Here is a 25865-nt window from a genome sequence, read left to right as displayed (position 1 = left end):
GGCAGTCAGTTACTGCAGCGGCGAAAAGCCGGTTGGCCGCATCAACCGCGACTGCAACCGTAACACTGCGCCCAGCTCGCGATTGCGCTGCGAGAACTCCGCCCAGCGCGGGTCCGCCGCCATCGCCGCGCGGCGCTGCATGCGGTCGTCGAGGCTGGTGTAGGCCCACAGGTGCACCACTTGGTTGACCTCGCCGAATTCACTGGTAAAGAAACCGACCAGCTTGCCCAGGTGCTCGCTCTGCACCGCCAGCGCGTGGCTTTGGTACAGGGCCAGCCAGTCGGCCATCTTCAGTGGGTCGAGGGTGTAGGTTCTCAGTTCGTAGTACATGCGTTTGTCTCCATAGGGTGGGCCTGCGCCTGCAGGCGGTTGGCAATATGGCTGGCGGCGATCCAGCCGAAGGTGAGGGCAGGGCCAAGGGTGATGCCTGGCCCGGGGTAGGTGCCGTTCATCAATGAGTTCATGTCGTTGCCCGTTGCATAAAGGCCGGCAACCGGCGTGCCGGCGCGGTTGAGCACGTTGGCATGAGCGTCGGTCACCAGGCCGCGTGCCGAGCCCAGGTCGCCGGTGTGGAGCTGGATGGCGTAGAACGGCGCCTTGACCAGGGGCGCGAGGCAGGGGTTGGGCGTGTGATGCGGGTCGCCCATGTAGCGGTTGTAGCTGTTGCCGCCTTTGTCGAATGCGCGGTCGATGCCGTTGCGGGCGTCGGCGTTGAAGCGCTCCAGCGTCGCCTGCAATGCCTGAGGGTCGACGCCGATGGCCTCGGCCAGGGCGCGGGGTGTGTCGGCGCGGTACAGGTAGCCGGCGTCGATCAGTGCCGCGTTGTTCACAGGTTTCGGGCGTGCCAGGCCCAGGCCGTAGCGGTTCATGGCCTCGGCGTCGCAGATCAGCCAGCAGGTGGTGAGGTTGCTGGCGAACATGGTCTGCACGAAGTGATGGTAGGAGTTCGACTCGTTGACGAAGCGCTGCCCGGCCGGGTTGATCGCGATCACCCCCGGTTTGGCACGGTCGGTGACCAGGTGCGGGAAGCGTTCGCGCTCACCATTGGCATGGCGCAACTCGGAAACGGGTGCCCAGAAGAAGTTGGCGGCCAGCCCCTCGCCGTAGGCAGCATCCACCGCTTCACCCAGGTGCAGCGCGGCGCCGTCGTTGGTTGGCGGCGACATGGTCAGGTGCGGCGCATTAACGCCCGGGCGGTAGGCGGCAGCCAGTTCGCCGGCTGCAAAGCCGCCCATGGCGCAGACCACGCCACCCCGGGCACGCACCTGCACGCGCCGGCCTTCGTGCTGCACCACCACGCCAGTCACCGCGCCGTGCTCGACGATCAGCGCCTTAGCCTCGCTGCGCAGCCACAGTTGCGTCCCGTGGGCAAATGCCGTGGTGGCCAGGCGTGCAATCAGCGCATTGCCGGTGGTCAGGCGGGTGCCACGGTGGTGGCGAAGGCGGTCCAACGCATAGCGCGCCATCAGCTTCAGGCAATGCCACAGGGAGCGTGGTGATTTGCGCAGGCCAAGAAAATGCTGGATATCCACACGGTTGACCATCATCCCGCCGAACAACAGCATGCCCGGCGGCGGCATTTTAAGGTCCTTGAAGCGCGGGCCAAGGCGGCGGCCGTCGTACTCGACCATTTCCAGCGCCCGGCCGAACTGGGTGGCGCCGGGCTCATCCGGGTAATAGTCCGGCGAGTGCGGGCGCAGGGCATAGCGCAGTTCGGTGTGGCGCTCCAGCCAGCGCAGCGCTTCATGCCCGCGTGCAATGAAGGCGTCTACCAGCGGTGCGTTGTAGCCGGCACCAATCACGGTTTTCAGGTAGGTGCGCATGGCTTCGGGGGAGTCTTTGGCGCCGGCTGCACGGGCTTGATCGGTGCCATACACCCACGCCGCACCGCCGGAAATCGCCGACGTGCCGCCGAAGGTGTCGGCTTTCTCCACGATCAGTACCTTCAGGCCAAGGCTGGCGGCCGTGGCGGCGGCGGCAAAGCCCCCGGCACCACTGCCGAGGACCACCAAGTCGTACACTGGTTGCGCGTGTTCGGTAGCGGCCATGGCTCAGATCTCCTGCGGGGTGACGCCCATGAAGGCGCCGAGGTGGCCGAGTTGGGCAAAGGCCATCTGCGGGCCAGTCTGGATCGCACAGCCCCGGTCGCGTGCCTGCTGCAACAGCGGGGTGATTTCTGGCGAGGTGACCACGTCGGCAACCAACGTGGAGGGTTGCAGGGTTGTCAGCATCGGCGCTGGTAGCGGCAACTCATCGGTGCTGCCCATGCCAACCGGCGACGCGTTGACCACCACGTCGAACGCTTCCAGCGAGCGGTAGTGGGTGGCGATTTCGAGACTGGGGAAGGCCGTGCCGAGTACTTCGCAAAGCGCGCCAACGCGGGTAGTGCTGGGGTCGCTCAGGATGATCTGGCGCACGCCCGCTTCGCCCAGTGCATAGGCAATTGCACTGCCCACCCCACCACAACCAATCACCAGCGCGCGTTTGCCTGCCGGTTGAAAGCCCTGTTTGCGTGTGGCGCCAAGAAAGCCTGCGCCGTCGACATTGTCGCCGAGCAGGCGGCCGTCACTGTGGCGGCGCACCACGTTGACCGAACCCAGTGCGGCGGCGCGTGCGCTGAGGCCGTCCAGGCGTGCGGCCAGTGCCTGTTTGTAAGGCACGGTGACCACGCATCCGCGCAGGTTCTGCCAGCCGCGCAGGCTGCCGACAAAGGCTTCCAGCGCAGTCTCTTGCAGGTCGATGGGGAGCATTGCCAGGTCGCAGCCGTTGCTGGCGAACCAGGTGTTGAAGTTTTCAGGCGATTTCACCTGGGCGATGGGTGAACCGACGATGGCGACCAGTTCTGTCGAACCCCGAATCATGCTGACCTCCGTGCTTGCTGTTGTTGTGCAGCAAGGGTGACCGGGTGCAGGGCGCGGGAAAATGCGCTTGTCGGGCGGGTAGTGCGATAATCGCAGTCAGGTAGCGATTATTGGCGGGTAATACCAATAAATGTCCGTCATAAACACGCTCCCTCACTGTAGGAGCAGCCTTGTGCTGCGAAGAGGCCAGTAAAAACAGCGAAGATCGAGGGTGTTGCCACCGGCCTCTTCGCAGCACAAGGCTGCTCCTACCCGGGCTCGCGCATCACTGGAGAACCCCCATGGACAAACCCGATATCCACCCCCGCGACTTGATCGCGGGCTTGCAGAAAGGCCTGGCATTGATGCAACTGTTCAGCGTCGATCAGCCACGCCTGACCGTGCCGCAGGCAGCCAGGCAATCGGGCCTTACCCCCAGTGCCGCGCGCCGCTTCCTGCTGACGTTGGTACACGAAGGCTTTGCCGACACCGACAGCCGCCAGTACTGGCTCACGCCCAAGGCGCTGCGCATCGGCCAGGCCTACGTGGATTCGGCACAGTTGCCGCGCATGCTGCGGCCCATCGTCGAGCAGGTGGCGCGGCAGACCCAGGAGCATGTCTCGGTCGGCACCCGTGACGGCGATGAAATCATCCACCTGGTGCGCAGCCGCTACAGCCACATCGCCTCGTTGTCGATCAGGCCCGGCTCGCGGGTGCCGATGTACTGCACCGCCGGCGGGCGAGTCTGGCTGGCGGCGCTGGAGGAGGCCGCGCTCAATGACTACTTCTCACGCAACCCGCTCCGTCCGCTCACGCCCTATACCCAGACTGACCGGGTACTGTTGGAAGCTGAGCTGCAGCGCGTGCGCCAGCAGGGCTACTGCATCGTCGACCAGGAATACGAAATCGGCATGCGGGTGCTGGGGGTACCGCTGCTGGACCGTAGCGGCCTGCTGAAGGCGACCCTGACGATCACCACCCACGCCTCGCGGTTGAGCGTTGACGAGATACGGCTGCGCTACCTGCCACCGCTCTACGAGGCGCAGGCGTTGTTGAAGCCGGTGGTGGGCTGACTGCTGCGTATAACGTTCAGCGCGTTTGTAGGGTATTACTTCTGCTTCGAGAGCCTGTGCGACATGAACTGGTGTGAGGCCGAAAACAGTCGCCGGAACGTCAGCAACACCGCGCACACGGTCCCCAGCCCCGAGGCTGCGGCGATCAGGAACATGATGACGATCTGGTAACGGACGGCCTCTGCCGGACTTTGCCCGGCGAGGATCTGGCCGGTCATCATCCCAGGCAGGCTGACGATGCCAACCACTGTCATCTGGTTCAGGGTTGGCATCATGCCGGCTTTCACCGCCTGCGCAGCAGCGGCTTGAGCCGCCTCCCAGCGGGTACCGCCCAGGCTCAGGACCGTTTCCACGGTGGCGCGGTTGGTAGTGAGCTCGCGTGTCATGCGGTCGATGCCCAATGACACGGCTGTGAGCGTGTTGCCGAGCACCATCCCGAGGATAGGGATGGCGTACTGGGGGGTGTACCAGGGGTGTACCTTCAGCACCACGAACAGGCCGATGGCCGTGACCAGCCAAGCGCTCAGCCAGACAGAGATGATGCTGTCGACGAGCAAGCCGCGGTGACGATGCTTGCCGCGCCCGGCTGCAGAGCTGCCTGCGACAAGCGTCATGGCCAGCATCAAGGGCAGTACCACATACCACTCGGCAAACTGGAAAACCCAGCCCAGTATGTAACCGATCGCCAATAGTTGAACCACGGTGCGCAGGGCGGCCCACAGCAATTGCCGCTCCAGTTGCAGCTTCAACAGAACGGACAGCACGCCATTGATCAGGATGAGCAACGACGCAATCGCCAGGTCCGCATAAGAGAGGTTCTGATAGGTCATGTGATGTTCTCGCAAAGCACACCTTGCCGCATGCTCATCTGGCGGGTGCACATGCGCCGGGCCTGTTCACGATCATGCGATACCCAAATATAGGCACGCGAATGCCTGGATGCGTTGAACCAGTTCATCACCAGCCGTTCCACGGCGGCTGCCGAGCGCGGGTCTAGCGCTGAAGTGGGTTCGTCGAACAGGATCACCTGGGGTTCCAGCAGCAGCACGCGAATCAACGCAACCAGTTGTGCTTCGCCGCCCGACAGGTCGGTGGCCAGCTTGTCCAGAAAGCCCTGGGGTTTTTCGGCCTGGCCCAGCAGCTCATCGAGCACGCGGCTGTCGAAACGGCGGTGGCGCAGCGACTTGAGCCTGAAGGGCATCTGCAGGTTGTCCATGACTGAACCTTCCACCAGCGCAGGCCGTTGTGCCAGGTAACAGACACATGAGCGGTAGTGGGGGATCGACTGGGCGGCGAGGGCGCTGTTCATCCACCGGACTTCGCCGGTGCTGGGTGCATCCAGCAGCGCCAGCAAGCGAAGCAGGACACTTTTGCCCGAGCCTGAGTTGCCACTGACCGCCACACGCTCGCCTGCGCACAGCGAAAAGTCGGTCGGTGCGAGCAATGGCGGGCTGCCTGAGGCCGCCACGCGGCTCAGGTGCTTGGCTTCGATCAGCACTGGCAGGTGCTGCGCAACTGAGGGGGGTGAGGACACGAGGCCTTCCTGGGTCAATCATCGTTGGCCGGGCCAGTGTCGCAGAGGCCGCGCCCGACAACCAGCCTGCGCAGCTCAGGCCCAGCTAAGTTTTCATCCGTAATGTGCCTCCTGACCGCGACAGGATCCGAGGAGGTACTTGCGATGAATACAGTGAGCACAGGCTGGCTGAATAAAGTCCCGGAAGTGACGTTGTCCTTCTGGATCATCAAGATCATGTCCACCACCGTGGGCGAGACGTTTGCCGACTTCCTGGCCGTCGATGTCGGTTGGGGGCTGGGCATCACCAGCGTGGTGATGGCCTTGCTGCTGAGCGCCGCGCTGGCGCTCCAGCTGCGCAAGCGCGAATGCGAGCCCTGGATTTACTGGTTGTGCGTTGTGCTGGTGAGCATTCTGGGGACCCAGATCACCGATATCCTGACCGATGTGCTGGATGTCAGCCTCTACACCAGCACCGCCGTGTTTTCAGTGCTGTTGATGGCCAATTTTGCAGCCTGGTACGCGTTGGAGCGCAACCTTTCGATTCGTCACATCGTCACCGCCCGGCGCGAGTGGTTCTATTGGAGCACGGTGCTTTGCACCTTTGCCCTGGGCACCGCAGGTGGCGACCTAGCGACTGAGGCACTGGGCCTGGGCTTTGGCATCGGTACGCTGATTTTCGGCGCCTTGATCGCCGCCTGCCTGATTGCCTGGCGGCTGGGCGTCAATACGGTGCTGGTGTTCTGGGTCGCCTACATCCTTACCCGCCCCCTGGGCGCATCCCTCGGCGACCTGCTTACCCAGGCACACGCCTATGGAGGCCTCGGCATGGGCGCTACCTGGACCAGCGCGATATTCCTCTGCGTCATCTTCATCCTGGTTGGCGTCGCCCAGATCGGTGCCGCCCAGTCCCGGCGGCTCGCCCCTTGAACATGAGGTACTTATCCATGATTTCACAACGCACACTGCGCTTTGCCTTGGCGGTCGCCTGCCTGGCCTCGGTACTCGGCATCACCCAAGGCTGCTCCAAGGCAGATGACCCGCAACAGCCTACCGCTGGGGTTCATGCCCCCAGCAAGCTCGGTGACCTGAGCGCATTTCGGGTTATCGCCGAGGACGTCGCGGCGAAGGTGGACGCCCAGGACCTGCCTGGCGCCAAGGCGCGCATCAAAGACCTGGAAAAGGCCTGGGACGATGCCGAGGCGGGCATCAAGCCGCGTGCTGCCAGTGACTGGCACCTGTTGGACAAAGCCATCGATCATTCGCTCGATGCGCTGCGGGCAGGCCAGCCACAGCAGGGCGATTGCAAGGCGGCGATGAGTGACCTGCTCAAGGCCTTCGATACCTTGCAGGGCCCGCGACAGGGCTAAGCAGGGCTGGAGCGGGACGACAGCTTTCCTGTAGATACCGGGGAGGCTATCGTTCCCTCAAAGGTTGGCACCGAGGGAGACGCCATGCGAATTCTGTTGGTCGAAGACGACACCATGATTGCGCAGGCATTACAGGATGCACTGGAAGCAGCGGGGTATGCCGTGGACTGGGTCGATAATGGCCTCACGGCGGAGGCGGCACTGCGTACGCACGCCTACGACCAAGTCCTGCTCGACCTAGGGTTGCCTGGGCAGGACGGCTTGCAGGTGCTGCAACACCTGCGAGCAGCGGACAACCCGGTGCCGTTGCTGATCATCACGGCCCGGTCAGGCCTGGATGACCGCTTGCGTGGCCTGGATGGCGGCGCGGATGACTTTTTGCAAAAGCCCTTCGAGATGGCCGAGTTGCTGGCCAGAATGCGTGCGGTCATGCGCCGAAAAGGCGGGCGTGCGGCGCCCGAGCTGGGTAACGGCAGGGTGACCCTGGACCCGGCCGCAAAATGCGCGTGGGTGCCAGGCCAGGACGCCGTGCAGTTGTCCAACCGTGAATTCACGCTGTTGCAGGCATTGTTGGTACGGCCCGGCGCGATCCTGTCGCGTGCGGAGCTCGAAGACAGGCTCTACGGCTGGGGCAACGAAGTCGAGAGTAACGCCGTGGAGTTTCTGATCCACGGTTTGCGCCGCAAACTGGGCAAGGATGTCATCCGCAATGTCAGGGGGCTGGGATGGATGGTCTCAAAAGACGTCTGAAGTACTCGCTGCAACTGCGGCTGTCGTTGGCGCTGACGATTGCGATTCTGCTGGTGGCGACCCTGACCGGCTTGTTCAGCTATGTGTCGGCCTACGATGAAGCACTGGAGTTCCAGGATAACAGCCTGCGCCAAGTCGCGGCGTTGCATACGCGACAGGGCCTGACGTTTTACTACGGCGACAACCAGGCCATTGCGGCCGAAGACGACGAAGAAACCCGGATCGTGATTCAGTACCTGGCGGATGGCGCCAAGGCAAGCCATGGCGATGACAGCCGGCTGCCGCTGCCTATTCCCGTCACGGTCGCCGATGGTTTGTCCACCCTGCAGGTGGGTGACGAGCCCTTTCGCGTGTGGGTCGGCAAAGACGCCTCAGGGGCGCGCTTCGTGGTGGCCCAGGAAATCGGCAGCCGCAACCGTGATGCACGCGACAGTGCCTGGCGAGCATTGCTGCCATTCGCCATTCTCTTTCCGACGCTGCTGCTCGTGGTTGCCGACCTGATCCGCAAGCTGTTCAAGCCCGTCACCGCGTTGGCGGCGAAGCTCGATAGCCGAGAGGATCAAGACATGCGTCCCATCGATGATCAAGCCCTGGCCAGTGAAATCCGCCCCTTCGTGCATGCGATCAATCGGCTGCTGGCGCGTGTCGCGCGCACGCTGGAGGGCCAGCAGCGATTTGTTGCAGATGCAGCCCATGAGCTGCGCACACCCCTCACAGCGTTGTCCCTGCAGAGCGAGGGGCTGGCGTCCGAACCGATGTCCCCGCAAGCCCAGGCCAAAGTCAGCCAGCTCCGCCAGGGTATCGGCAGGAGCCGCAAACTGGTCGAGCAGTTGCTTGCCCTGGCGGGCGCTCAGCTGGGTGCAGAGCCCTCCGGCAGTGTGTCGGTACATGAAGTTTGCCGCTTGGTGCTGGAAGACCTGATGCCGCTGGCGGAGCGAAAGCAGCTCGACATTGGCGTCGAAGGGGATGATGTGCGCCTGACCATCCGTGAAGTCGAGCTTCGCGCAGTGGTCAAGAATCTGGTCGAAAACGCCATTCGCCACGCGCCCGAGGCGGGGCATGTCGAAGTGTCGATGCAGCAAACGGCGGAGGCGGTAGAGCTGTGCGTCGGTGACGACGGGTCCGGCATCGCGCCCGAAGAATGGGAGCGGGTGTTCGACCCGTTCTATCGGGGGCAGGGAAACCAGGAGGAAGGTTCCGGGTTGGGGTTGTCCATCGTGCGGACCATTGTGCAACGCACCGGGGGGCAGATAGACGTTGGCTTTATCGATGCGGCCAGGCAGCAGGGCTGGTGTGTGCGCTTGCGCTGGCCCCAGTGAAAAGCCGCTGAAAGGTGTCGAAATGCATCTAGGCTAAAAGCCCCGCGTGGACAATACATCCATTAATGGGTAGAACAGGGGGCCTGCACGACGCAGTGGTTTTCTATCTCGACACGACAAGGAATATCAGGATGACGATCGAACGCCTGCACACTAACGCTCGCATGAGCCTTGTGGTCAAGCACCAAGGCACCGTGTACCTGTCCGGTGAGGTTGCCAACGATTTTGCGGGCGATGTGCAGCAGCAAACCCGTGAAACCTTGCAGAACATCGAGCGACTGCTCGACCAGGCCGGCACAGACAAGACACGAATTTTGTCCGCAACCCTCTACCTCAAGGACATCGATGCCGACTTCGCGGCGATGAATCAGGTGTGGGACCAGTGGTTGCCGCACGGGTGTGCGCCAGCGCGCGCGACGGTGCAAGCCAAGTTGTATGACCCTGCCGTTCTGGTCGAAATCTCGATTATCGCAGCGCTCCCTGACGCTTGACCGCCCGCTGGCAAGCCAACGCGCAGGTACAACGCTGCCCTTGAGAGCAGTGCTTGCCTGTAGGCAACTGTCTTGCGCAATTTCTAAAAATTGACGCATTACGTGGGAGCGGGCTTGCCCCGCGAACACCGGCGAAGCCGGTGCCATGCACCGAGATGCCTTCAATGTCGACAGGCCTGGGCAATCTTCTACCTACCGAACGGAACTACTGCCCGGGCCACGCTTTCTCAAGCAGGGTTATCCGCTTTCAAAGTGGCGCGATATTCGCATCCAAGTGAATAACGCTACCCGCTTACGAGCGCAGGGCGTTGTGTTGGGAAGTAGGAGGTAGGCATGTCTGACAGGAGCAGCCTCAGGAGCAGAGCGACGGTGCTGTGCTTTCGCAGTGGCAAAATACTCCTGGTGCGTAGAAAGGCCAGGAAATGGGGCTTTCCGGGGGGCGGTGTGGGCACGAATGAGGCACCGTTGCACGCCGCCAGCCGAGAGCTGAAAGAGGAAACAGGTATTTGCCGTGAGCGCCTGGTGGCGCTATGCACGCTGCAAGTCGGTAACACCCTCCATTACATTTTTACCCTTCAGCTGGACGATCAGGATAAACCGGTGCCGAAGAATGAGATCGTCGCTTGCAAGTGGATTGAGCGCGATGCACTGAATACCTCCCTCTTAAAGCCCGCCGCTGCGGCACTGCTGCGTAGCGAACTGCCGGCGCTGTGTGCTTGACCCGAGGCACGCAGGGCAGGGCGCTTAGTTAGCCGTCACGGCGTTTTCGGCCAGCTTCATAACGCGACAGAAGAGGCTGCACGCTCACCCCATGCACGACAATACTCAGCGCCACCACCGACAGCGTGAGGTTGGTGATGGCCGCGGCATCGCTGGCGCTCAGGCCGTGGTTTACCGAGTAGAACAGGTAGTAAAGGCTGCCGATACCGCGTATGCCGAACCAGCCCAGCATGCCGCGCTGGCGAAGGTCCAGCAGACTACGCCCGGGGATAATCAGCGTGCTCAGTGGCCGAATGAACACGAACAGCGCCGCGCCTACGGTCAGTGCGCGCCAGTCCCAGTGCTCGATCAACACGACACCGAGCAAGGTCACCAGAAACACCTCCATCGCCCGCTCTACAAGCCCACCAAACGAGAGCATGTCGCCCAGCATGATGCCGGCTGCAACCTGGGTGTCTTCCAGCGCGGCGATATCGCCTTTGACCGCGTGCTCCGGTGCGACATGCTGGTGGCCAACCACCGGCTGCACAAGGTGTTCTGCAGGCGCTTGTGGGGTGGGGCTGGTGTGTACTTCGGCCTGTCGCAGGCCCAGCCCGGCAGCGAACACGGCGAGAAACCCATAGCCATGGATCAGGTCGGCGACCACATAAGCCATCGCGATCAGCGCCAGCGCCAGGTAGTCGTTGGGCGAGAGGGTGCTGTCCTCGTGCCGGGTGCGCAGGTACAGGGTCAGGTGCCCTAGGCCGCGCCCCATCCAGTAGCCACTGAGCAAGCCGGCGGGCACCGCCCACAGCACGTCTTGCCACAGCCAGTCAGTCAGCCATTGGCTGCCTGCTGCGCCCTGCACAAGCAGCAAGCCCAGGATGACGAACGGAAAGGCGACTCCATCGTTGAGCCCTGCCTCACCCGACAGGCTGAAGCGCACGCGGTCGTAGTCCTGCGCGTCATTGACCTGGACCAAGGTGGCCAGCACCGGGTCGGTCGGGGCAAGGATGGCGCCAATCAACACCGACACCCCCCAGCCCAGGTTCAGGCCGTAATGCAGCACCAGGCTGACCCCGGCGATGCAAGCCAGCATGACCGGCCCAGCCAGGAAAACCGCCACCCGCCAGCTGCGGCTGCTCAGCGGCAGGCGCAGCTTGAGGCCGCTGACGAACAGCGAAAACAGCACGGCGACCTCGGTCAGGTGCTCCATCCAGCCGTGCGCATCGGGCAGCTCGAGTTGCAGCAAGCCGAGGCCACCGGGGCCCAGCGCGACGCCCAGTGCCAGGCACACGACCGAGGTCGTGACCGGGATCCAGCGCAGGTAAGAGGAGGTCAACGCCAGCAGCAACAAGACTGCGCCGAGCATGGCCACCCAGACTATGAAGCTCATGTGCGCAATTGCCTCCAGGGAGTCGGGTGTGGGCGCCGGTTGCAGACAGTCAGTCTAGTTGCTGCTGCCGCAGAGCAGCGGCTTAGTGTGCACCTACCTGTTGACGCAGCGGCCTTTTGATGGTCATCTGCGCGCCTGTTTCAGGTGCCCCCTGCCGCCGTGCATGGGGTGAAACGGGAAGCCGGTTCGTCATCGCTCGATGATCAGTCCGGCGCTGCCCCCGCAACGGTATGCGAGCGAAGCATTCAAGACACCACTGTGCCCTGGCATGGGAAGGTGAAGGCTTCATGACCCTCGCGAGCCCGGAGACCGGCCTGAAGCATCGTTTGGCAAACCCGCGGTGGGCGGGCGCAGGCCGGTTTCCGTGGGCGTGCTCGCCCGCGATTCCTCTTTGCGTTGTTCCCTCCGGGATTCTTTCATTCCTGCTTCAAGTGGAACGACATGTCCCGTTATTCGCTGTTCAGTTCTCTGCCAGGTACGCTGCTGCACGCCAGCCTGGTGCCCTGTGTGTTTCTCTCTGTTGCCGCCCACGCCGCCGAGGCGGACAACGCCCTGGCGCTACCGGCCACGGACATTACCGGCACAGCCGAGCACAACCCTCAGCCCGACCTGCATACCCCAGGCACCAGTGGTTCGCGGCTTGGCCTGACGCCGCTGGAAACCCCAGCCAGCGTGACCAGTATCAGTGCCGAGCAAATCCTCACGCGCAACAACGCCACGGTGCAGGACGCAGTCACCCGTTCACCCGGCATCACCTTCATCGGCACCCCTGGCAACGGCGGCACGGCCTTGTCGGCCCGCGGCTTCACCGGGCACAGCTCGACCATGCAGTTGTACGACGGTACCCGGCTTTACGTGGGCGCCGGCACCGTGACCTTCCCGGTCGATACCTGGTCGGTCGAGCGCATCGATGTGCTGCGCGGCCCGGCCTCGGTGCTGTACGGGGAGGGCGCTACCGGTGCGGTGGTCAACGTCGTGCCGAAGAAGCCCTTTGAAGGCGAAATCCGCAATCACCTGCGCCTGGGCTACGGCTCGGATGACCGTCGGCAGATGGCCCTGGACAGCGGCGGCTCGCTGACCGACACCTTGAGCTACCGCCTGAACCTCAACAAGCTGGCCAGCAACGGCTGGGTCGACCGGGGCGATTCGCAGAGCCTCGCCATCAGCGGCGCGCTGCGCTGGCAGCCCAGCGATGAACTGAGCTTCACCCTCAGCCACGACTACGGAGACCAAGACCCGCAGCAGTACATGGGGACGCCGTTGGTGGACGGGTATTACCGCGAGTCGCTGCGCGATCACAACTACAACGTCGACAACGCCGAAGTGCATTACAACGACCAGTCGACGCGGCTGGTCACCGACTGGGTGATCAACGACAACCTCACCGCCAGCAACCAGCTGTACTTCCTCAAGGCCCAGCGCCGCTGGCGCAACGCCGAGACCTACACCTGGCTGCCAGGCGACCAGGTGCGGCGCAGCAGCTTCATCAGCATCAAGCAGACCCAGGAACAGCTCGGCGATCGCCAGTCGTTCATCCTGCAACACCCACTGTTCGGCCTGGACAGCCAGACCGTGGTGGGCGCCGACTACAACACGATCCGTTTCGTGCGCAAGCACGACTTCGGCAACACCCTGACCGATACCGTGCCGTTGTCCGGTTCCGGTGGGGGCGAGTACATCAGCGACGACCCTTACCGCTCGCGCGAGGCCAACCAGGCCAAGCAATTCTCGCTGTTCGCCGAAAACCGCACGCAACTCACCGAGCGCCTGTCGTTGATCACCGGTGCACGCCGCGACCAGGTGCACCTGAACCGCGACGACCTGGATGCCGATACCCGCACCGATCGCAGCTTGTCTGGCGACAACTGGCGCGCCGGCCTGGTGTTCGCGCTGACCGAGGACCTGTCGGTTTATGGCCAGTACGCCACCAGTACCGAAGGTGTGAGCAACCTGCTCACCCTCAACGCCGCGCAGCAGCAATGGGACCTGAGCACCGCTAAACAGACCGAAGCCGGCATCAAGCACAGGCTGCCTGACGGGCGAGGCGAGTGGACCCTGGCGGCGTATCACATCGTCAAGAAAAAGCTGCTGAGCACCGACCCGCTTAACCCCACGCTGCAACAGCAGGTCGGCCAACAGTCGTCGGACGGCATCGAGGCCACCCTCGAACTGCGCCTGCCGTACGACGTGCAGCTGTCGGCCAACGCCGCCTGGGTGCGCGCGGAGTATGACGAGTTTGCCAGTGGCGCCAACGACTACTCCGGCAACCAGCCGATCAACGTGCCGCGCCGCTCCGCCAACCTGTGGTTGAGCAAAGACTTCGGCCAACGCTTCAGTGCCGGCGCCGGGGCGCGCTATGTCGACAGCCGCTACGCCGACAACGCCAACACCGTCGAGGTGCCCAGCTACACCGTGGTTGACGCCAACATCGACTGGCACGTGCAACCGGACCTGACCCTGGGCCTGCAGTTGAACAACCTGTTCGACCGCCAGTACGTCACCACCACGGGTAACAACGGCCGGCAATGGTACCTGGGCGAACCGCGTTCGTTCTTCGTCACGGCTGACTACAGCTTCTGAGCCTGTCGCACCGGCCCCTGGCCGGTGCTTCCTGGAGGTGATGCCCATGACGCAACTGCACATCGAGGCCCTGGACTGGGCCCTGCTTGAACGGGGACAGCCGCCGCGCCCGCTGCTGCAGGGCGTGGAACTGCGGGTGGAACAGGGCGAGTTCGTCGGCTTGATCGGCCCCAATGGCAGCGGCAAGACCAGCCTGCTGCGGTGCGCCTACCGCGCCAACGCACCTGCCGAGGGCCGTGTGCGCCTTGGCGGTGATGACCTTTGGCAACGCAGCGCACGGTGGAGCGCACAACGCATCGCGGTGGTGCTGCAGGAGTTTCCCGACGCGTTTGGCTTGAGCGTTGGCGACATCGTTGCGATGGGGCGCGCACCGCACAAGGGCTTGTTCGACGGCGACACGGCCGAGGACGCCCGGCAAGTGGCCCAGGCACTGGCGCAAGTCGGCCTTGGCGGCGAGAGCGAACGGGCCTTTGCCAGCCTGTCTGGCGGCGAGAAACAGCGCGTGCTGCTGGCCCGGGCGCTGGTGCAGACGCCGCAGCTGCTGCTACTCGACGAGCCAACCAACCACCTCGACCCACGCTACCAGCTGGAGCTGCTTCAGCACCTGCGTGGCCTGGGCCTGAGCATTCTGGCCAGCTTCCACGACCTCAACCTGGCGGCTGCGTTTTGCGATCGGCTGTACGTCATCGATGGCGGGCGCATCGTCGCCTGCGGTACGCCACAGCAGGTGCTGACCCCCGCGCTGCTGCTGCAGGTTTTCGGCGTCGAGGCGCTGGTCGACCCGCATCCCCTGCATCCCTACCCACGCATTACCTGGATCACCCGAACATGACTATCCGCAACCTGATCGGCCTGTTGGCGATGCTGACCGCGTTGCCTGCGATGGCCAGTGCTTACCCCCTGAGCGTGCGCAGCTGTGACCGCGACATAACGTTCACCCAGCCACCGCAGCGGGTCGTGGTGCACGACGTGAACATGACCGCCATGCTGCTGCACCTGGGGCTGCACGAGCACATCATCGGCTACACCGGCTTCACTGCCAGCAAGCACCGCGACCCGTGGGTGGATGCAGCGCTGCAGGGCGTACCACCGCTGGCCAGCCGTTATCCCGCCATCGAAACCTTGCTGGCGGCTGAAACCGACCTGTTCTTTGCCGGCTGGAACTACGGCATGCAGGTCGGTGGGCCAGTCACGCCCAGCACCCTCGCGCCGTTCGGTATCCCGGTGTACGAGCTGAGCGAGTCGTGTTCGTGGGTCATGGCCCAGCAACGGGCCAGCCTGGATGACGTTTATCGCGACCTGGGCAATCTAGGCCGGATTTTTTCCGTCGAGCCCCAGGCCGACGCCTTGATCGCGAACATGCGCACGCGCATCGGTGACGTGCAGCGCCGGGTCGAACACGCGCAGCCTGCACCCCGTGTGTTTCTGTACGACAGTGGCGAAGACCGCCCGACCACCTCGGGAAGGCTGGGCGTACCCCAGGCTTTGATCGAGGCGGCAGGCGGTCGTAATGTGATGGAAGACGTGTCTGCCAGTTGGACCCAGGTTAACTGGGAGAGTGTGGTGGAGCGCGACCCGCAAGTCATCCTGATCGTCGACTATGGCCCTAGCACCTGGCAGCAGAAGCGCGATTTCTTGCTGCGCCAGCCGGCGTTGAAAGACGTGCAGGCGATTCGTGAGCAGCGCTTCATTGTGCTGACTTACCTGGAGGTAACGCCCGCTGTCGAGAACGCCCTGGCCATCGAGAAGCTGGCTGCTGCTCTGCATCCGCAGCTGTTCCAAGGTGCCGTTCAATGAGGGTCGGGCACAGCCCTGTGGCCTACCGGTGGTTGATCGTGATGCTGACAGCATTGTTGCTGGTGTCGTGCCTGATCGCCCTGGCATTCGGCCCCGCATCGGTACCGCTGGGCCACGTGGCCGGGATCGTCGGCCAGCAACTGGGCATCGCCGGGTCAGGCGAGTGGTCCCAGAGCCAGGCGCAGATCGTCTGGCTGATTCGCGCCCCCCGGGTTTTACTGGGGGCCTTGGTGGGGGCAGGCTTGGCGCTGGTCGGCACGGCGTTGCAGGCCGTAACCCGCAACCCCCTGGCAGACCCGCACCTGCTGGGCGTCAGCTCCGGCGCGGCGTTGGGGGCGGTGTTGGTGATGCTCTACCTCGGCGAATTCATCGGCGCCTTCAGCCTGCCGTTGGCGGCGTTCATGGGCGCGGCGGCGAGCATGCTGCTGGTGATCGCGGTGGCGCGGCGCCATGGCCGCATGGAAAGCGACCGCCTGCTGCTGGCGGGCGTCGCCGTGTCGTTCGTGTTGATGGCCGTGGTCAACCTGCTGCTGTACACGGGCGACCAGCACGCCGCCGCCTCGGTGGTGTTCTGGATGCTGGGAGGCTTGGGGGCGGCGCGTTGGCATGTCCTCTGGTTGCCGGCGCTTTGCGTGGTGCTGGGGCTGGTTGCCTTGCAGGTCATGGGGCGCGGGCTGAATGCGCTGATGAGCGGTGAGCAGACCGCAGTGAGCCTGGGTTTCAGCGGCCGACGCCTGCGCCTGCAGGTGTTCACCTGCACCTCGTTGCTGACCGGTGTACTGGTGTCGCTCTCCGGTGCCATCGGCTTCGTCGGCTTGATGGTGCCGCACATGGCGCGGGCGCTGGTGGGTGCGGAAAACCGCCGGCTGATGCCGGTGAGCGCACTGCTGGGGGGGATTTTCCTGGTCTGGGTAGACGTGGCTGCACGCACCCTGATCGCCCCGCAAGACCTGCCGATCGGCATTGCGACCGCGGCGCTTGGCGGGCTGTTTTTCATTGCCCTGCTCAAGCGCTGAACGGCGGCGGTAAGCGCCTGCTAGGGCTGCAGGAAATCAGTGACCACGTTGGCGAACGCTTCTGGCTGGTCGAGCATGACGAAGTGGAAGCTATCGTCAATGCGCGTGAAGTTGATGTGCGGAGTGTTGGCATAGGCGTTGCGAAAGGTCGCCTCGACATTGGCCGCGGGGATGCCGTACACCGGGTCATAGGCATAGACGACCTCGACCGGCACCTGGATGCGATCAAGCTCTGGGCGCAGGTCGGTGGTCATCAGTTCGTAAGTGGCTTGCGCCGTGGTCTGCCGATCCGAGCTTGTCGCCGCCGCAAGCAGCGCAGGCCGGGCTGCTTCGCTTTTTACCAGGCGGGCAATGGATACACGCTGCAGGGCTTCAGCCTGCTCAGGCGTTGACGCCAGCAGCGAATCGCGGAATGCAGCCGCCTGCGGTTCGGCTGTCTCGCGGGTTGCGAAAGGGTTCATGAGCAGTGTGTAGAAGGGCAGGGCGTCGACGACCATCAGCCGCGCGACCTGATCGGGGTGACGCGCGCCGAGCATCAGCGCCACCTCGCCACCCAACGAGTGACCAATGATGACCGGGGCCTTGAGGTGCTGGGTGCGGATGTAGTCAGCGATGGCCTCGGCCGTCGGCGCCACGACTTCTCCACGCGAGTCGGACACCGCAGGTGCGCCGGCGAAACCTGCGACCTGTACTAGATGAAGGCGGTGGCTGCGCTGCAAGCGGGTGGCCAGATCACGCCAGACCTCGCGGGAAGACGCCAAACCTGGGATCAAGATCACATCTGGGCCGCTGCCTTCGACCGTTACCGAAATGCGGTCTTTGTTCACCTGTGCGGGCGTCAGAGGTGCCGGCTGGGTGGCCGATGCCGGGGCTGACAGCAACGTGAACGCGGCGCCGAATGCCGCGAGGAGGGTGCGTGTACGCATGACATTTTCCTTTTGTCGTTCGCCGTCCGCTAGCGCCAACGGGTTGAAACCGCTGAAGGATACCATCCAGCCTGTCTAATTCGCCTGCGGTGGCTATCTGATTCGAAGCGTCTGTACGGTAGCGCACAGACCGCTTGCGCCATTGCGTACAGGCTTTAACGGTCTGCATCCCAGGTGCAGCCGCTGTGAGGTTTCACTCAAGGCGAACGGATATGGCGGATAAATACGTTGGGAAAAAAGTCGGGGTGGGTACGGATAATGTGGTCTACGTGATCAACATTTATCAGGATGAGACCGTTGAGCGCTCGCCCAATGGAATGATTCGGCATGAAGGTCCGGTGCATTTTGAAATGCAATTCGGGGGGGCCGTGCGGCAGATATCGGAATCCGAGTACGAAATCGCTAGCACGGGCGTGAGGGTCAGTGTGCAGGAAGGTGAAAGCTAAGCAGCACAACCTCACAGGCTGTTTACGCTCGGGACCATGCCTGCGCGGGCGTAAGGTTAATGAAATCGCGCAGGCATCTCAGCCCGGTCAGGCGGCTCCCTTGGCCTGTTGTTCCAGGTGCACCTGCAAGGTCGGGTCGATTTGTAGAGCGCTGGCCAGTTCATCAAGGTAGGCCCGCTCTGCGGCCTGCTGGTCATCCACCAGCATCACGCTGGCTAGGTACATCTCCGCGGCCATGGCCGGGTCCTGTGCCGACTGTGCCACTTCGGCAGCGTCGAGGGGTTTGCTGACTTCGTCATCCAGCCATTGCTGCAGTTGCGGGTCGCCGGTGTGGCGTTTGATTTCTGCATAGATCAACTGTTCTTCTTGCTCGTCGATGCGCCCGTCAGCCTTGGCTGCCGCAATCAGCGCGCGCAAGATTGCATGGCTGTGGCTCTCGGCCTCGAGGCCGGACAATTGATCGACAGTACGCACGGCCTGTTGCGGGGCTGCTGCCTGGCTGCGCTGCCAGCTTTGATAGGCCTGGAACGCCATCATGCCCAGCGACGCCAGGGCCGCGTAATTGGTGCCACCCGTGGCGCGCCCCTGGCTAACGCCGCCAGCGCTGCCGCCACCCCGCAACAGGCCGCCCAGTAGACCGCCAAGGCCACCACCGCCACCCGCGACGCTGCCGCCGTTAAGCAGACCACCCAGCAAGCCGCCTAAACCGCCCAGGCCATCTTGCGATGACAGGCCACCGCTGCCTTGTTGCGCTTGCGAGCCTTGCCCGGCCCGAAGTAACTGTTCGAGAAGATCACTGGTGTTCATCGCCCCGCCCTCGGTCGGTAGTCGTTGCCCAGACAAGCAACGATAGCCCCCTCAAGGCGATTCGCCATGACCGTTTGGCCGACGGCTAAGCGTTACTTAGCCAGGTTTGCCCCGAGCTACCCCGATCAATCTTCTCATTTGCCAAGGCTTAGGACTGGGTCCATACCAATGACATCTCTGCCAAAGGAGTTACCGCATGTCAAAGCTCTATCCAAGTATTGATCCTGAGGGGCTGGTTGAGTATTCGGTGGTCTACACCGACCGCTCGCTCAATCATATGTCGCAGGCATTTCAAGGCGTGATGAAGAACATTTCCAGCACCCTGAAACAGGTCTATAACGCCCAGGCTGTTGCAGTAGTGCCGGGTAGCGGTACATTCGGCATGGAATCGGTCGCGCGACAGTTTGCCACCGGCCAGCAGTGCCTGGTGATCCGCAACGGTTGGTTCAGTTATCGCTGGAGCCAGATCCTTGAGATGGGCAACATTCCGGCGGCTACCACGGTGCTCAAGGCCCGACCGATCGACTCGGGTCGCCAGCCAGCCTACGCGCCCCCGTCTCTGGACGAAGTGTTGGCGACCATTGAGGCGCACAAGCCGCAGCTTGTCTTTGCACCACACGTTGAAACGTCATCCGGGATTATCCTGCCCGACGATTACTTGCGGGCCATTGGCGACGCTGTGCATGCAGTGGGGGGGCTGTTCGTACTGGACTGCATCGCCTCAGGCACGCTTTGGGTGGATATGGACAAGTGCGCAGTCGACCTGCTGATCAGCGCACCGCAGAAAGGTTGGAGCGCCTCCCCGTGCTGCGCGCTGGTGATGCTCAGTGCTTTGGCCCTCGAACGCATCGAGCAGACGCAAAGCAGCAGCTTTGCCTGCGACCTGAAAAAGTGGCTTCAGATCATGCAGGCATACGAACAGGGCGGACATGCTTACCACGCGACCATGCCCAGCGATTCTCTCGCGCGATTCAACGACGTGATGAACGAGATGCAAGCCTACGGTTTCGACAAGGTGCGCGGTGAACAACAGGCGCTGGGCGATCAAGTCCGCGCCATGTTGACCGGCAGAGGCATCAAAAGCGTGGCCGCAGCCGGCTTTCAGGCCCCGGGTGTAGTGGTGAGCTACACCGATGATCCCGACATCAAGAACGGTAAAAAATTTGCAGAACACGGCCTACAGATAGCCGCCGGAGTGCCGTTGCAATGTGATGAACCGGCCGACTTCCAGACCTTCCGTATCGGTCTGTTCGGGCTCGAAAAACTGCACAATATCGAGCGCACGGTCAGCACCCTTGAACGGGCGCTGGACGAAGTGATGGTGAACTGAGCCCTCCTTTTGGCTGCAGCACGGCTACGGCTGTCAGCTAGGAGTCGAAAGCAGACGGTCGTGAATGGCCGTCATCGACCCCAAGCTGCCAGTCGTGCCTGAGGTGATTTTTGTGGGAGCGGGTTTACCCGCGAACACGTGCGAAGCCCGTGCCATCCTTCGCGTTGCCTGCTTTGGGGGTAAACCCGCACACAGGGTTCGCGCCGGCCTCGGAAAATGAGCAATAGCAGTACTTTCGCAATGGTAGCTATGGTCCGGTTAGCGCCTCTGCGTCGAACTGACCATCCTTGTCCTCCCTCACAAGGAGGACAAGCCATGAATACAACTCGACCTGCAGCCATCAGCCTTGGAACAAAGGAATATTGGTCGGGCAAACAGCTCCGCTCCGACTGAAAGACATCTGGGCCATTCGGGTAAGGCTTCAAATCGCAAAGGCCGGATACATCAAGCCCACCCCGCTACCAGGCTTGTGCTTACCACGAGAGCAAGAATACGGGACGCAGGCATGACGTATCTCTAGAGCTAATACAGGTAGTGACCATGATGTATATTAGTCACAATCTGTCAATCAGTTCGCCACGGAGTTAAGCTTTGGTCATGAATGAAGATATGAACACCTCGACCCTACGTGGCCCGCTGGATCATGAGATTCGCGACCAGATCATCAACGCGGCGACGCAGCATTTCGGCCATTATGGTTACGAAAAGACCACCGTCTCGGACCTCGCCAAAGCGATCGGTTTCTCCAAGGCCTACATCTATAAATTCTTCGATTCCAAGCAGGCCATCGGCGGGGTGATATGCAGCAATCGCCTGGCCCTGATCATGCAAATCGTCGAAGCCGCCATTGCCGAGGCGCCGACCGCATCCGAGAAAGTAAGGCGCCTATTTCGCTCGATTTCCGAGGCTGGCAGCGATCTGTTCTTCCATGATCGCAAGCTTTACGACATCGCCGCCGTCGCTTCGCGCGACCTGTGGCCGTCGGTCAAGACTCATGAGCTGCGTATCCGCGAGCTTATCCAAAAGATCGTCCTCGAAGGCCGACAGTCTGGGGAGTTCGAGCGCAAAACACCCCTGGATGAGGCCGTCAATGCAATCTTTTTGATCCTGCGCCCCTACGTCAACGCGGCTCAATTGCAGTACAACCTCGATTCAGCGCCTGAGGCCGTCGTACTTCTGCCGGCACTAATATTGCGCAGCCTGGCACCTTAGTTATTGGATTGTGACCATTGACAGAATTGGTCACCAGAATAAGAATGTGGTTCATATCTAGCTCTTGAGTAACGGAACCCATGCGCCTCAAGCTCGCCACCTTTGCCTTTTTACTGCCTACCGTCCTGGTGGCGTGTGGAGAGTCGTCAGTCGACCAAGACCCCCGCAACAAGCCGCCGTTGATCAGGGCGGCCACGGTCCAGCAGTCGTCCGAGACGGGCCGTTCATTCACTGGCGTAGTGGTCGCACGTACCCAGAGTGATCTGGGCTTCCGGGTATCGGGCAAGATCCTCGAGCGTTTGGTTGACACTGGGGAAACGGTCACGCGCGGCCAGCCGTTGATGCGCCTCGATCCCGTCGACCTGCAACTACAGGCGCGTGCGCAGCAGGAGACGGTCGCTTCCGCTAGGGCGCTGGCCAAGCAGACGGCTGATGACGAGGCGCGTTATCGCGTGCTTGTAGCCGCCGGCGCGGTATCGGCGTCGCGCTATGATCAGATCAAGGCCGCCGCCAACTCCGCCAAGGCTCAGCTCAGCGCTGCCCAGGCTCAGGCTGATGTGGCGCGCAATGCCACGGGCTACGCGGTGTTGTTGGCTGACGCCAATGGGGTGGTGATGGACACTCTGGCAGAGCCCGGCCAAGTAGTCAGTGCCGGCCAACCGGTGGTCCGATTAGCGCGGGCGGGGCAGCGCGAAGCTGTCGTGCACCTTCCTGAAACCCTGCGCCCGACGCCTGGCTCCACAGCTCAAGCTACCTTGTATGGCAATAGCGGCGCTGCCGTGGCAGCCAAGCTGCGCTTGCTCTCTGAGGCTGCCGATGCCACCACCCGAACCTTCGAAGCCCGGTATGTGCTTGACGGCGCGTTGGCGAGCGCGCCGCTCGGCTCCACCATTACCCTGAACATCGCAGAGGGCAAGAGCGCCACTCAGCTGCTGCAGGTACCTATCGCCGCGCTATACGATCCAGGCAATGGCACAGGGGTGTGGGTAATTGCCGGCGAGCCGGCGAAGGTCTCCTGGCGGCCCGTTCAGGTAATAGGTATCAGTGATGATACGGCGCGTGTCGCTGGCAAGCTCAAGGCTGGCGAGCACGTGGTTGCCCTAGGTGCCCACCTGCTGCGTGATGGCCAGGAAGTACGGCTTGCCCAAGTGGCTGTCACACCGGTAGCCGGGAGTCAGCGATGAGCAAGGGGCGTTTCAACCTGTCCGCCCTCGCGGTTCGCGAGCGCTCTATCACACTGTTCTTGATTTTGCTGATCGCGGTGGCCGGAACGCTGGCGTTCTTTCAGTTGGGTCGTGCCGAGGATCCGCCGTTTACCGTCAAGCAGATGACCATTATCACTGCCTGGCCAGGCGCTACCGCCCTGGAAATGCAGGATCAGGTCGCCGAGCCGTTAGAGAAGCGCATGCAGGAGCTGAAGTGGTACGACCGCAGCGAAACTTACACTCGCGCGGGCTTGGCATTCACTGTGGTGTCGTTGCGCGACAGCACCCCGCCGTCGCAGGTCCAGGAAGAGTTCTACCAGGCCCGCAAGAAGCTGGGTGATGAAGCCAAAACGTTGCCTGCCGGCGTTATCGGGCCGATGATCAATGACGAGTTCTCCGATGTGACCTTCGCGGTGTATGCCCTGAAGGCCAAGGGTGAACCACAGCGCCAGCTGGTGCGTGACGCCGAATCGCTGCGTCAACGGCTGTTGCACGTGCCAGGGGTCAAGAAGGTCAATATCATCGGCGAACAGGCCGAGCGCATCTTCGTATCCTTCTCCCATGACCGGCTGGCAACCCTGGGTGTGATGCCGCAGGACATTTTTGCTGCACTCAATAGCCAGAACGCCCTGACGCCTGCCGGTTCGGTGGAAACCACCGGGCCGCAGGTCGTCATGCGCCTGGATGGTGCCTTCGACAAACTGGCAAAAATCCGCGAGACACCGATTGCCGTACAGGGTCGTACGCTGAAGCTTGCCGACGTGGCAGCTGTGGAGCGCGGCTACGAGGACCCCGCCACCTTCCTGGTACGCAACGATGGCGAGCCCGCTTTGCTGCTCGGTGTGATCATGCGCGAGGGCTGGAACGGGCTTGACCTCGGCGAGGCGCTAGAGGCAGAAACCGCGAGTATCAACGACGCCATGCCGCTAGGGATGACGCTGAGCAAAGTCACCGATCAGGCCGTCAATATCGCCTCGTCCGTTGATGAGTTCATGATCAAGTTCTTTGTCGCGTTGCTGGTGGTCATGCTGGTCTGCTTTGTCAGCATGGGCTGGCGCGTCGGCGTCGTGGTTGCCGCTGCCGTGCCGCTGACGCTGGCCATCGTCTTTGTGGTGATGGCCGCCACGGGCAAGAACTTCGACCGTATTACCCTGGGCTCGCTTATCCTCGCATTGGGCCTGTTGGTAGACGACGCCATCATCGCCATCGAAATGATGGTGGTGAAGATGGAGGAGGGCTACGACCGCTTCAAGGCATCGGCCTATGCCTGGAGCCACACCGCCGCGCCAATGCTCTCCGGTACGCTGGTCACCGCCATCGGCTTCATGCCCAACGGCTTTGCCCAGTCCACGGCGGGGGAGTACACCAGCAACATGTTCTGGATTGTCGGCATTGCCCTGATCGCCTCATGGGTGGTGGCAGTGGCGTTTACCCCCTACCTGGGCGTGAAGTTGTTGCCCGATATCAAGCAGGTCGAGGGCGGCCATGCGGCCATCTACAACACCCGCCACTACAACCGTTTTCGCGCGTTGCTGGCGCGGGTCATCGCCCTTAAATGGCTGGTGGCTGGGACGGTCATCACCTTGTTCGTGGTTTCGGTACTGGGTATGGGGTTGGTAAAGAAGCAGTTCTTCCCGACGTCCGACCGCCCCGAAGTGCTGGTCGAAGTGCAAATGCCGTACGGCACCTCCATCGAGCAGACCAACGCCACGGCGGTGAAGGTTGAGTCATGGCTGCGCGAGCAGGAAGAAGCGAAGATCGTGACCTCCTATGTAGGGCAAGGCCCACCCCGCTTCTTCCTGGCCATGGCGCCGGAGCTGCCCGATCCGTCGTTTGCCAAGATCGTGGTGCTGACGGATAGCCAGGAGGCCCGTGAGGCCCTCAAGCTGCGTATACGAGAGGCCGCCTCCGAAGGGCTGGCGCCCGAGGCCAAGGTGCGCGTCACGCAACTGGTCTTCGGCCCGTACTCGCCTTATCCTGTGGCCTATCGGGTGATGGGGCCAGACCCGATGCAACTGCGCGAAATCGCCACTCGTGTGCAGGGCGTTTTGCAAGCCAGCCCGATGATGAGAACCGTGAACAGCGACTGGGGCCCTCAGGTGCCAACGCTGCATTTCTCGCTGGATCAGGATCGCCTGCAGGCCGTAGGCCTGACCTCTAACGCAGTCGCCCAGCAGCTGCAGTTCCTGCTCAACGGCGTACCGATCACCACGGTGCGCGAAGACATTCGCTCGGTGCAGGTGGTCGGCCGGGCAGCGGGGGATATCCGTCTCGATCCGTCGAAGATCGAGGGTTTCACACTGGTTGGCTCAGCCGGTCAGCGCATTCCGCTGTCGCAGATCGGCGAGGTCGATGTGCGTATGGAAGATCCGATTCTGCGCCGTCGTGACCGCACACCGACCATCACCGTACGGGGTGATATTGCCGAAGAGCTGCAGCCGCCAGACGTCTCGGCAGCCGTATGGAAAGACCTGCAGCCGATCATCGAAACCTTGCCAACTGGCTTTCGCATCGAAATGGCCGGCTCTATCGAGGAATCGGGTAAGGCCAGCCAGGCGATTCTGCCACTGCTGCCGATCATGATCGCCCTGACGCTGCTGATCATCATCCTGCAAGTACGCTCGATCTCGGCGATGTTCATGGTGTTTTTCACCTCGCCGCTGGGTTTGATTGGCGTGGTGCCGGTGCTTCTCCTGTTCCATCAACCGTTTGGCATCAACGCACTGGTCGGGCTGATTGCACTGTCAGGGATCCTGATGCGCAACACGCTGATCCTGATCGGGCAGATCCATCACAACGAGAAAGAGGGCCTGGCCCCATTCAATGCGGTGGTCGAAGCCACCGTACAGCGCGCCCGCCCCGTGTTGCTGACGGCACTGGCAGCGATTCTCGCCTTCATTCCTCTGACGCACTCGGTGTTCTGGGGAACCCTGGCTTATACCCTCATCGGCGGCACCTTTGTCGGCACCATCATGACCCTGGTGTTTCTGCCGGCGATGTACTCCATCTGGTTCAAGATCCGCCCCAGCCGCCTCGGCGATGATTCGAGCGTCACGGCGAAAGCCTGACGCAGCTCCCGGCCACGCGTTCTCCTG

General features: G+C 62.7%; 24 protein-coding genes and 1 riboswitch. Of the genes, 16 read left to right on the top strand and 8 right to left on the bottom strand.

Annotated features, from left to right (window positions below; translation table 11 throughout):
- Positions 1 to 9: 9 nt before the first annotated feature.
- From ACMCNM_RS20315 to ACMCNM_RS20305, 3 genes are read right to left on the bottom strand one after another with little or no spacing between them, the layout of a single operon-like run.
- Entirely contained in the window at positions 10 to 330 is a 321-nt protein-coding gene (locus ACMCNM_RS20315; protein WP_085273160.1) for an NIPSNAP family protein, read from the bottom strand.
- Positions 315 to 2048 carry an FAD-dependent oxidoreductase gene (locus tag ACMCNM_RS20310; protein WP_412765282.1) on the bottom strand — a complete coding sequence of 578 codons (1734 nt, stop codon included), beginning with the start codon at positions 2046 to 2048 and terminating at the stop codon, positions 315 to 317. Before ACMCNM_RS20310 ends, ACMCNM_RS20315 begins: the two co-directional genes overlap by 16 nt.
- A gap of 3 nt (positions 2049 to 2051) precedes the next feature.
- Positions 2052 to 2861: a shikimate dehydrogenase family protein gene (locus tag ACMCNM_RS20305; RefSeq protein ID WP_412765281.1), complete on the bottom strand. Its 810-nt coding sequence runs from the start codon at positions 2859 to 2861 to the stop codon at positions 2052 to 2054.
- 281 nt (positions 2862 to 3142) lie between these two features.
- Here ACMCNM_RS20305 and ACMCNM_RS20300 point away from each other — a divergent pair, with 281 nt between their 5' ends.
- Positions 3143 to 3913 carry an IclR family transcriptional regulator C-terminal domain-containing protein gene (locus tag ACMCNM_RS20300; protein WP_412765280.1) on the top strand — a complete coding sequence of 257 codons (771 nt, stop codon included), beginning with the start codon at positions 3143 to 3145 and terminating at the stop codon, positions 3911 to 3913.
- Positions 3914 to 3948: 35 nt separating this feature from the next.
- Here ACMCNM_RS20300 and ACMCNM_RS20295 read toward each other — a convergent pair whose 3' ends face one another.
- The gene (locus tag ACMCNM_RS20295; RefSeq protein ID WP_274888587.1) at positions 3949 to 4743 is read right to left on the bottom strand and encodes an ABC transporter permease; all 795 of its coding nucleotides are present in this window, start codon (positions 4741 to 4743) and stop codon (positions 3949 to 3951) included.
- Entirely contained in the window at positions 4740 to 5417 is a 678-nt protein-coding gene (locus ACMCNM_RS20290; RefSeq protein ID WP_412765945.1) for an ATP-binding cassette domain-containing protein, read from the bottom strand. Before ACMCNM_RS20290 ends, ACMCNM_RS20295 begins: the two co-directional genes overlap by 4 nt.
- A 174-nt stretch (positions 5418 to 5591) precedes the next feature.
- Here ACMCNM_RS20290 and ACMCNM_RS20285 point away from each other — a divergent pair, with 174 nt between their 5' ends.
- The 6 genes from ACMCNM_RS20285 to ACMCNM_RS20260 all read left to right on the top strand — a co-directional run bounded on the left by ACMCNM_RS20285 (position 5592) and on the right by ACMCNM_RS20260 (position 10076).
- Complete coding sequence (locus ACMCNM_RS20285; RefSeq protein WP_274888586.1) at positions 5592 to 6356, top strand: hypothetical protein; 765 nt, start codon at positions 5592 to 5594, stop codon at positions 6354 to 6356.
- 2 nt (positions 6357 to 6358) lie between these two features.
- Entirely contained in the window at positions 6359 to 6796 is a 438-nt protein-coding gene (locus ACMCNM_RS20280; RefSeq protein ID WP_412765279.1) for a hypothetical protein, read from the top strand.
- Between the two features lie 84 nt (positions 6797 to 6880).
- Positions 6881 to 7546, top strand: a complete 666-nt coding sequence (locus tag ACMCNM_RS20275) for a response regulator (RefSeq protein ID WP_412765278.1) — start codon at positions 6881 to 6883, stop codon at positions 7544 to 7546.
- The gene (locus tag ACMCNM_RS20270; protein WP_412765277.1) at positions 7522 to 8865 is read left to right on the top strand and encodes an ATP-binding protein; all 1344 of its coding nucleotides are present in this window, start codon (positions 7522 to 7524) and stop codon (positions 8863 to 8865) included. Before ACMCNM_RS20275 ends, ACMCNM_RS20270 begins: the two co-directional genes overlap by 25 nt.
- A 131-nt stretch (positions 8866 to 8996) precedes the next feature.
- Positions 8997 to 9356: a RidA family protein gene (locus tag ACMCNM_RS20265; RefSeq protein WP_412765276.1), complete on the top strand. Its 360-nt coding sequence runs from the start codon at positions 8997 to 8999 to the stop codon at positions 9354 to 9356.
- A 333-nt stretch (positions 9357 to 9689) separates the two neighbouring features.
- On the top strand, positions 9690 to 10076 hold the full coding sequence (locus ACMCNM_RS20260) for an NUDIX domain-containing protein (RefSeq protein ID WP_099429745.1): 387 nt from the start codon (positions 9690 to 9692) through the stop codon (positions 10074 to 10076).
- Between the two features lie 28 nt (positions 10077 to 10104).
- On the opposite strand, the gene ACMCNM_RS20255 is transcribed toward ACMCNM_RS20260, so the two are convergent.
- The gene (locus ACMCNM_RS20255; protein WP_412765275.1) at positions 10105 to 11451 is read right to left on the bottom strand and encodes a cation:proton antiporter; all 1347 of its coding nucleotides are present in this window, start codon (positions 11449 to 11451) and stop codon (positions 10105 to 10107) included.
- 125 nt (positions 11452 to 11576) lie between these two features.
- Positions 11577 to 11784: riboswitch (cobalamin riboswitch) on the top strand.
- Between the two features lie 108 nt (positions 11785 to 11892).
- On the opposite strand from ACMCNM_RS20255, the gene ACMCNM_RS20250 reads away from it, so the two are divergent.
- The 4 genes from ACMCNM_RS20250 to ACMCNM_RS20235 are packed head-to-tail and all read left to right on the top strand — an operon-like array spanning position 11893 to position 16844.
- On the top strand, positions 11893 to 14031 hold the full coding sequence (locus ACMCNM_RS20250) for a TonB-dependent receptor (protein ID WP_412765274.1): 2139 nt from the start codon (positions 11893 to 11895) through the stop codon (positions 14029 to 14031).
- A 46-nt stretch (positions 14032 to 14077) separates the two neighbouring features.
- Complete coding sequence (locus ACMCNM_RS20245; RefSeq protein ID WP_412765273.1) at positions 14078 to 14863, top strand: ABC transporter ATP-binding protein; 786 nt, start codon at positions 14078 to 14080, stop codon at positions 14861 to 14863.
- Positions 14845 to 15828 (top strand): ABC transporter substrate-binding protein, encoded by a 984-nt coding sequence (locus ACMCNM_RS20240; RefSeq protein WP_412765944.1) that lies wholly within the window; start codon positions 14845 to 14847, stop codon positions 15826 to 15828. Before ACMCNM_RS20245 ends, ACMCNM_RS20240 begins: the two co-directional genes overlap by 19 nt.
- Entirely contained in the window at positions 15825 to 16844 is a 1020-nt protein-coding gene (locus ACMCNM_RS20235) for a FecCD family ABC transporter permease (protein WP_412765272.1), read from the top strand. Before ACMCNM_RS20240 ends, ACMCNM_RS20235 begins: the two co-directional genes overlap by 4 nt.
- A 20-nt stretch (positions 16845 to 16864) precedes the next feature.
- On the opposite strand, the gene ACMCNM_RS20230 is transcribed toward ACMCNM_RS20235, so the two are convergent.
- Positions 16865 to 17770: an alpha/beta fold hydrolase gene (locus ACMCNM_RS20230; protein ID WP_412765271.1), complete on the bottom strand. Its 906-nt coding sequence runs from the start codon at positions 17768 to 17770 to the stop codon at positions 16865 to 16867.
- 212 nt (positions 17771 to 17982) lie between these two features.
- On the opposite strand from ACMCNM_RS20230, the gene ACMCNM_RS20225 reads away from it, so the two are divergent.
- Complete coding sequence (locus tag ACMCNM_RS20225; RefSeq protein ID WP_412765270.1) at positions 17983 to 18216, top strand: hypothetical protein; 234 nt, start codon at positions 17983 to 17985, stop codon at positions 18214 to 18216.
- Positions 18217 to 18303: 87 nt separating this feature from the next.
- Here the strand turns inward: ACMCNM_RS20225 and ACMCNM_RS20220 are convergent, their stop codons facing one another.
- The gene (locus ACMCNM_RS20220; RefSeq protein ID WP_412765269.1) at positions 18304 to 19023 is read right to left on the bottom strand and encodes a tellurite resistance TerB family protein; all 720 of its coding nucleotides are present in this window, start codon (positions 19021 to 19023) and stop codon (positions 18304 to 18306) included.
- A 196-nt stretch (positions 19024 to 19219) separates the two neighbouring features.
- Between ACMCNM_RS20220 and ACMCNM_RS20215 the strand changes: the two genes are divergently transcribed.
- From ACMCNM_RS20215 to ACMCNM_RS20200, 4 genes are all read left to right on the top strand, one after another.
- Entirely contained in the window at positions 19220 to 20353 is a 1134-nt protein-coding gene (locus ACMCNM_RS20215; protein ID WP_412765268.1) for an aminotransferase class V-fold PLP-dependent enzyme, read from the top strand.
- A gap of 597 nt (positions 20354 to 20950) precedes the next feature.
- Complete coding sequence (locus tag ACMCNM_RS20210) at positions 20951 to 21565, top strand: TetR/AcrR family transcriptional regulator (RefSeq protein ID WP_412765267.1); 615 nt, start codon at positions 20951 to 20953, stop codon at positions 21563 to 21565.
- 80 nt (positions 21566 to 21645) lie between these two features.
- A complete protein-coding gene (locus tag ACMCNM_RS20205; protein ID WP_412765266.1) occupies positions 21646 to 22749 on the top strand; it encodes an efflux RND transporter periplasmic adaptor subunit in 1104 nt (367 codons plus the stop codon).
- Positions 22746 to 25838, top strand: a complete 3093-nt coding sequence (locus ACMCNM_RS20200; RefSeq protein ID WP_412765265.1) for an efflux RND transporter permease subunit — start codon at positions 22746 to 22748, stop codon at positions 25836 to 25838. The genes ACMCNM_RS20205 and ACMCNM_RS20200 overlap by 4 nt, the downstream gene beginning before the upstream one ends.
- Positions 25839 to 25865 lie beyond the last annotated feature (27 nt).

This window comes from Pseudomonas sp. NGC7 (assembly GCF_047159675.1).
Lineage (GTDB): Bacteria > Pseudomonadota > Gammaproteobacteria > Pseudomonadales > Pseudomonadaceae > Aquipseudomonas > Aquipseudomonas kermanshahensis.
This window is presented reverse-complemented; position numbering and strand designations above follow the sequence as displayed.

Excerpts from the sequence above, each read along its gene's own strand:
- ACMCNM_RS20255 (WP_412765275.1), bottom strand. The coding sequence starts at position 11,451 with ATGAGCTTCATAGTCTGGGTGGCCATGCTCGGCGCAGTCTTGTTGCTG.
- ACMCNM_RS20275 (WP_412765278.1), top strand. The coding sequence starts at position 6,881 with ATGCGAATTCTGTTGGTCGAAGACGACACCATGATTGCGCAGGCATTA.
- ACMCNM_RS20300 (WP_412765280.1), top strand. The coding sequence starts at position 3,143 with ATGGACAAACCCGATATCCACCCCCGCGACTTGATCGCGGGCTTGCAG.
- ACMCNM_RS20220 (WP_412765269.1), bottom strand. The coding sequence starts at position 19,023 with ATGAACACCAGTGATCTTCTCGAACAGTTACTTCGGGCCGGGCAAGGC.
- ACMCNM_RS20285 (WP_274888586.1), top strand. The coding sequence starts at position 5,592 with ATGAATACAGTGAGCACAGGCTGGCTGAATAAAGTCCCGGAAGTGACG.
- ACMCNM_RS20235 (WP_412765272.1), top strand. The coding sequence starts at position 15,825 with ATGAGGGTCGGGCACAGCCCTGTGGCCTACCGGTGGTTGATCGTGATG.
- ACMCNM_RS20250 (WP_412765274.1), top strand. The coding sequence starts at position 11,893 with ATGTCCCGTTATTCGCTGTTCAGTTCTCTGCCAGGTACGCTGCTGCAC.
- ACMCNM_RS20200 (WP_412765265.1), top strand. The coding sequence starts at position 22,746 with ATGAGCAAGGGGCGTTTCAACCTGTCCGCCCTCGCGGTTCGCGAGCGC.
- ACMCNM_RS20230 (WP_412765271.1), bottom strand. The coding sequence starts at position 17,770 with ATGCGTACACGCACCCTCCTCGCGGCATTCGGCGCCGCGTTCACGTTG.
- ACMCNM_RS20245 (WP_412765273.1), top strand. The coding sequence starts at position 14,078 with ATGACGCAACTGCACATCGAGGCCCTGGACTGGGCCCTGCTTGAACGG.
- ACMCNM_RS20305 (WP_412765281.1), bottom strand. The coding sequence starts at position 2,861 with ATGATTCGGGGTTCGACAGAACTGGTCGCCATCGTCGGTTCACCCATC.
- ACMCNM_RS20265 (WP_412765276.1), top strand. The coding sequence starts at position 8,997 with ATGACGATCGAACGCCTGCACACTAACGCTCGCATGAGCCTTGTGGTC.
- ACMCNM_RS20260 (WP_099429745.1), top strand. The coding sequence starts at position 9,690 with ATGTCTGACAGGAGCAGCCTCAGGAGCAGAGCGACGGTGCTGTGCTTT.
- ACMCNM_RS20210 (WP_412765267.1), top strand. The coding sequence starts at position 20,951 with ATGAATGAAGATATGAACACCTCGACCCTACGTGGCCCGCTGGATCAT.
- ACMCNM_RS20205 (WP_412765266.1), top strand. The coding sequence starts at position 21,646 with ATGCGCCTCAAGCTCGCCACCTTTGCCTTTTTACTGCCTACCGTCCTG.
- ACMCNM_RS20310 (WP_412765282.1), bottom strand. The coding sequence starts at position 2,048 with ATGGCCGCTACCGAACACGCGCAACCAGTGTACGACTTGGTGGTCCTC.
- ACMCNM_RS20315 (WP_085273160.1), bottom strand. The coding sequence starts at position 330 with ATGTACTACGAACTGAGAACCTACACCCTCGACCCACTGAAGATGGCC.
- ACMCNM_RS20280 (WP_412765279.1), top strand. The coding sequence starts at position 6,359 with ATGAGGTACTTATCCATGATTTCACAACGCACACTGCGCTTTGCCTTG.
- ACMCNM_RS20295 (WP_274888587.1), bottom strand. The coding sequence starts at position 4,743 with ATGACCTATCAGAACCTCTCTTATGCGGACCTGGCGATTGCGTCGTTG.
- ACMCNM_RS20215 (WP_412765268.1), top strand. The coding sequence starts at position 19,220 with ATGTCAAAGCTCTATCCAAGTATTGATCCTGAGGGGCTGGTTGAGTAT.
- ACMCNM_RS20270 (WP_412765277.1), top strand. The coding sequence starts at position 7,522 with ATGGATGGTCTCAAAAGACGTCTGAAGTACTCGCTGCAACTGCGGCTG.
- ACMCNM_RS20225 (WP_412765270.1), top strand. The coding sequence starts at position 17,983 with ATGGCGGATAAATACGTTGGGAAAAAAGTCGGGGTGGGTACGGATAAT.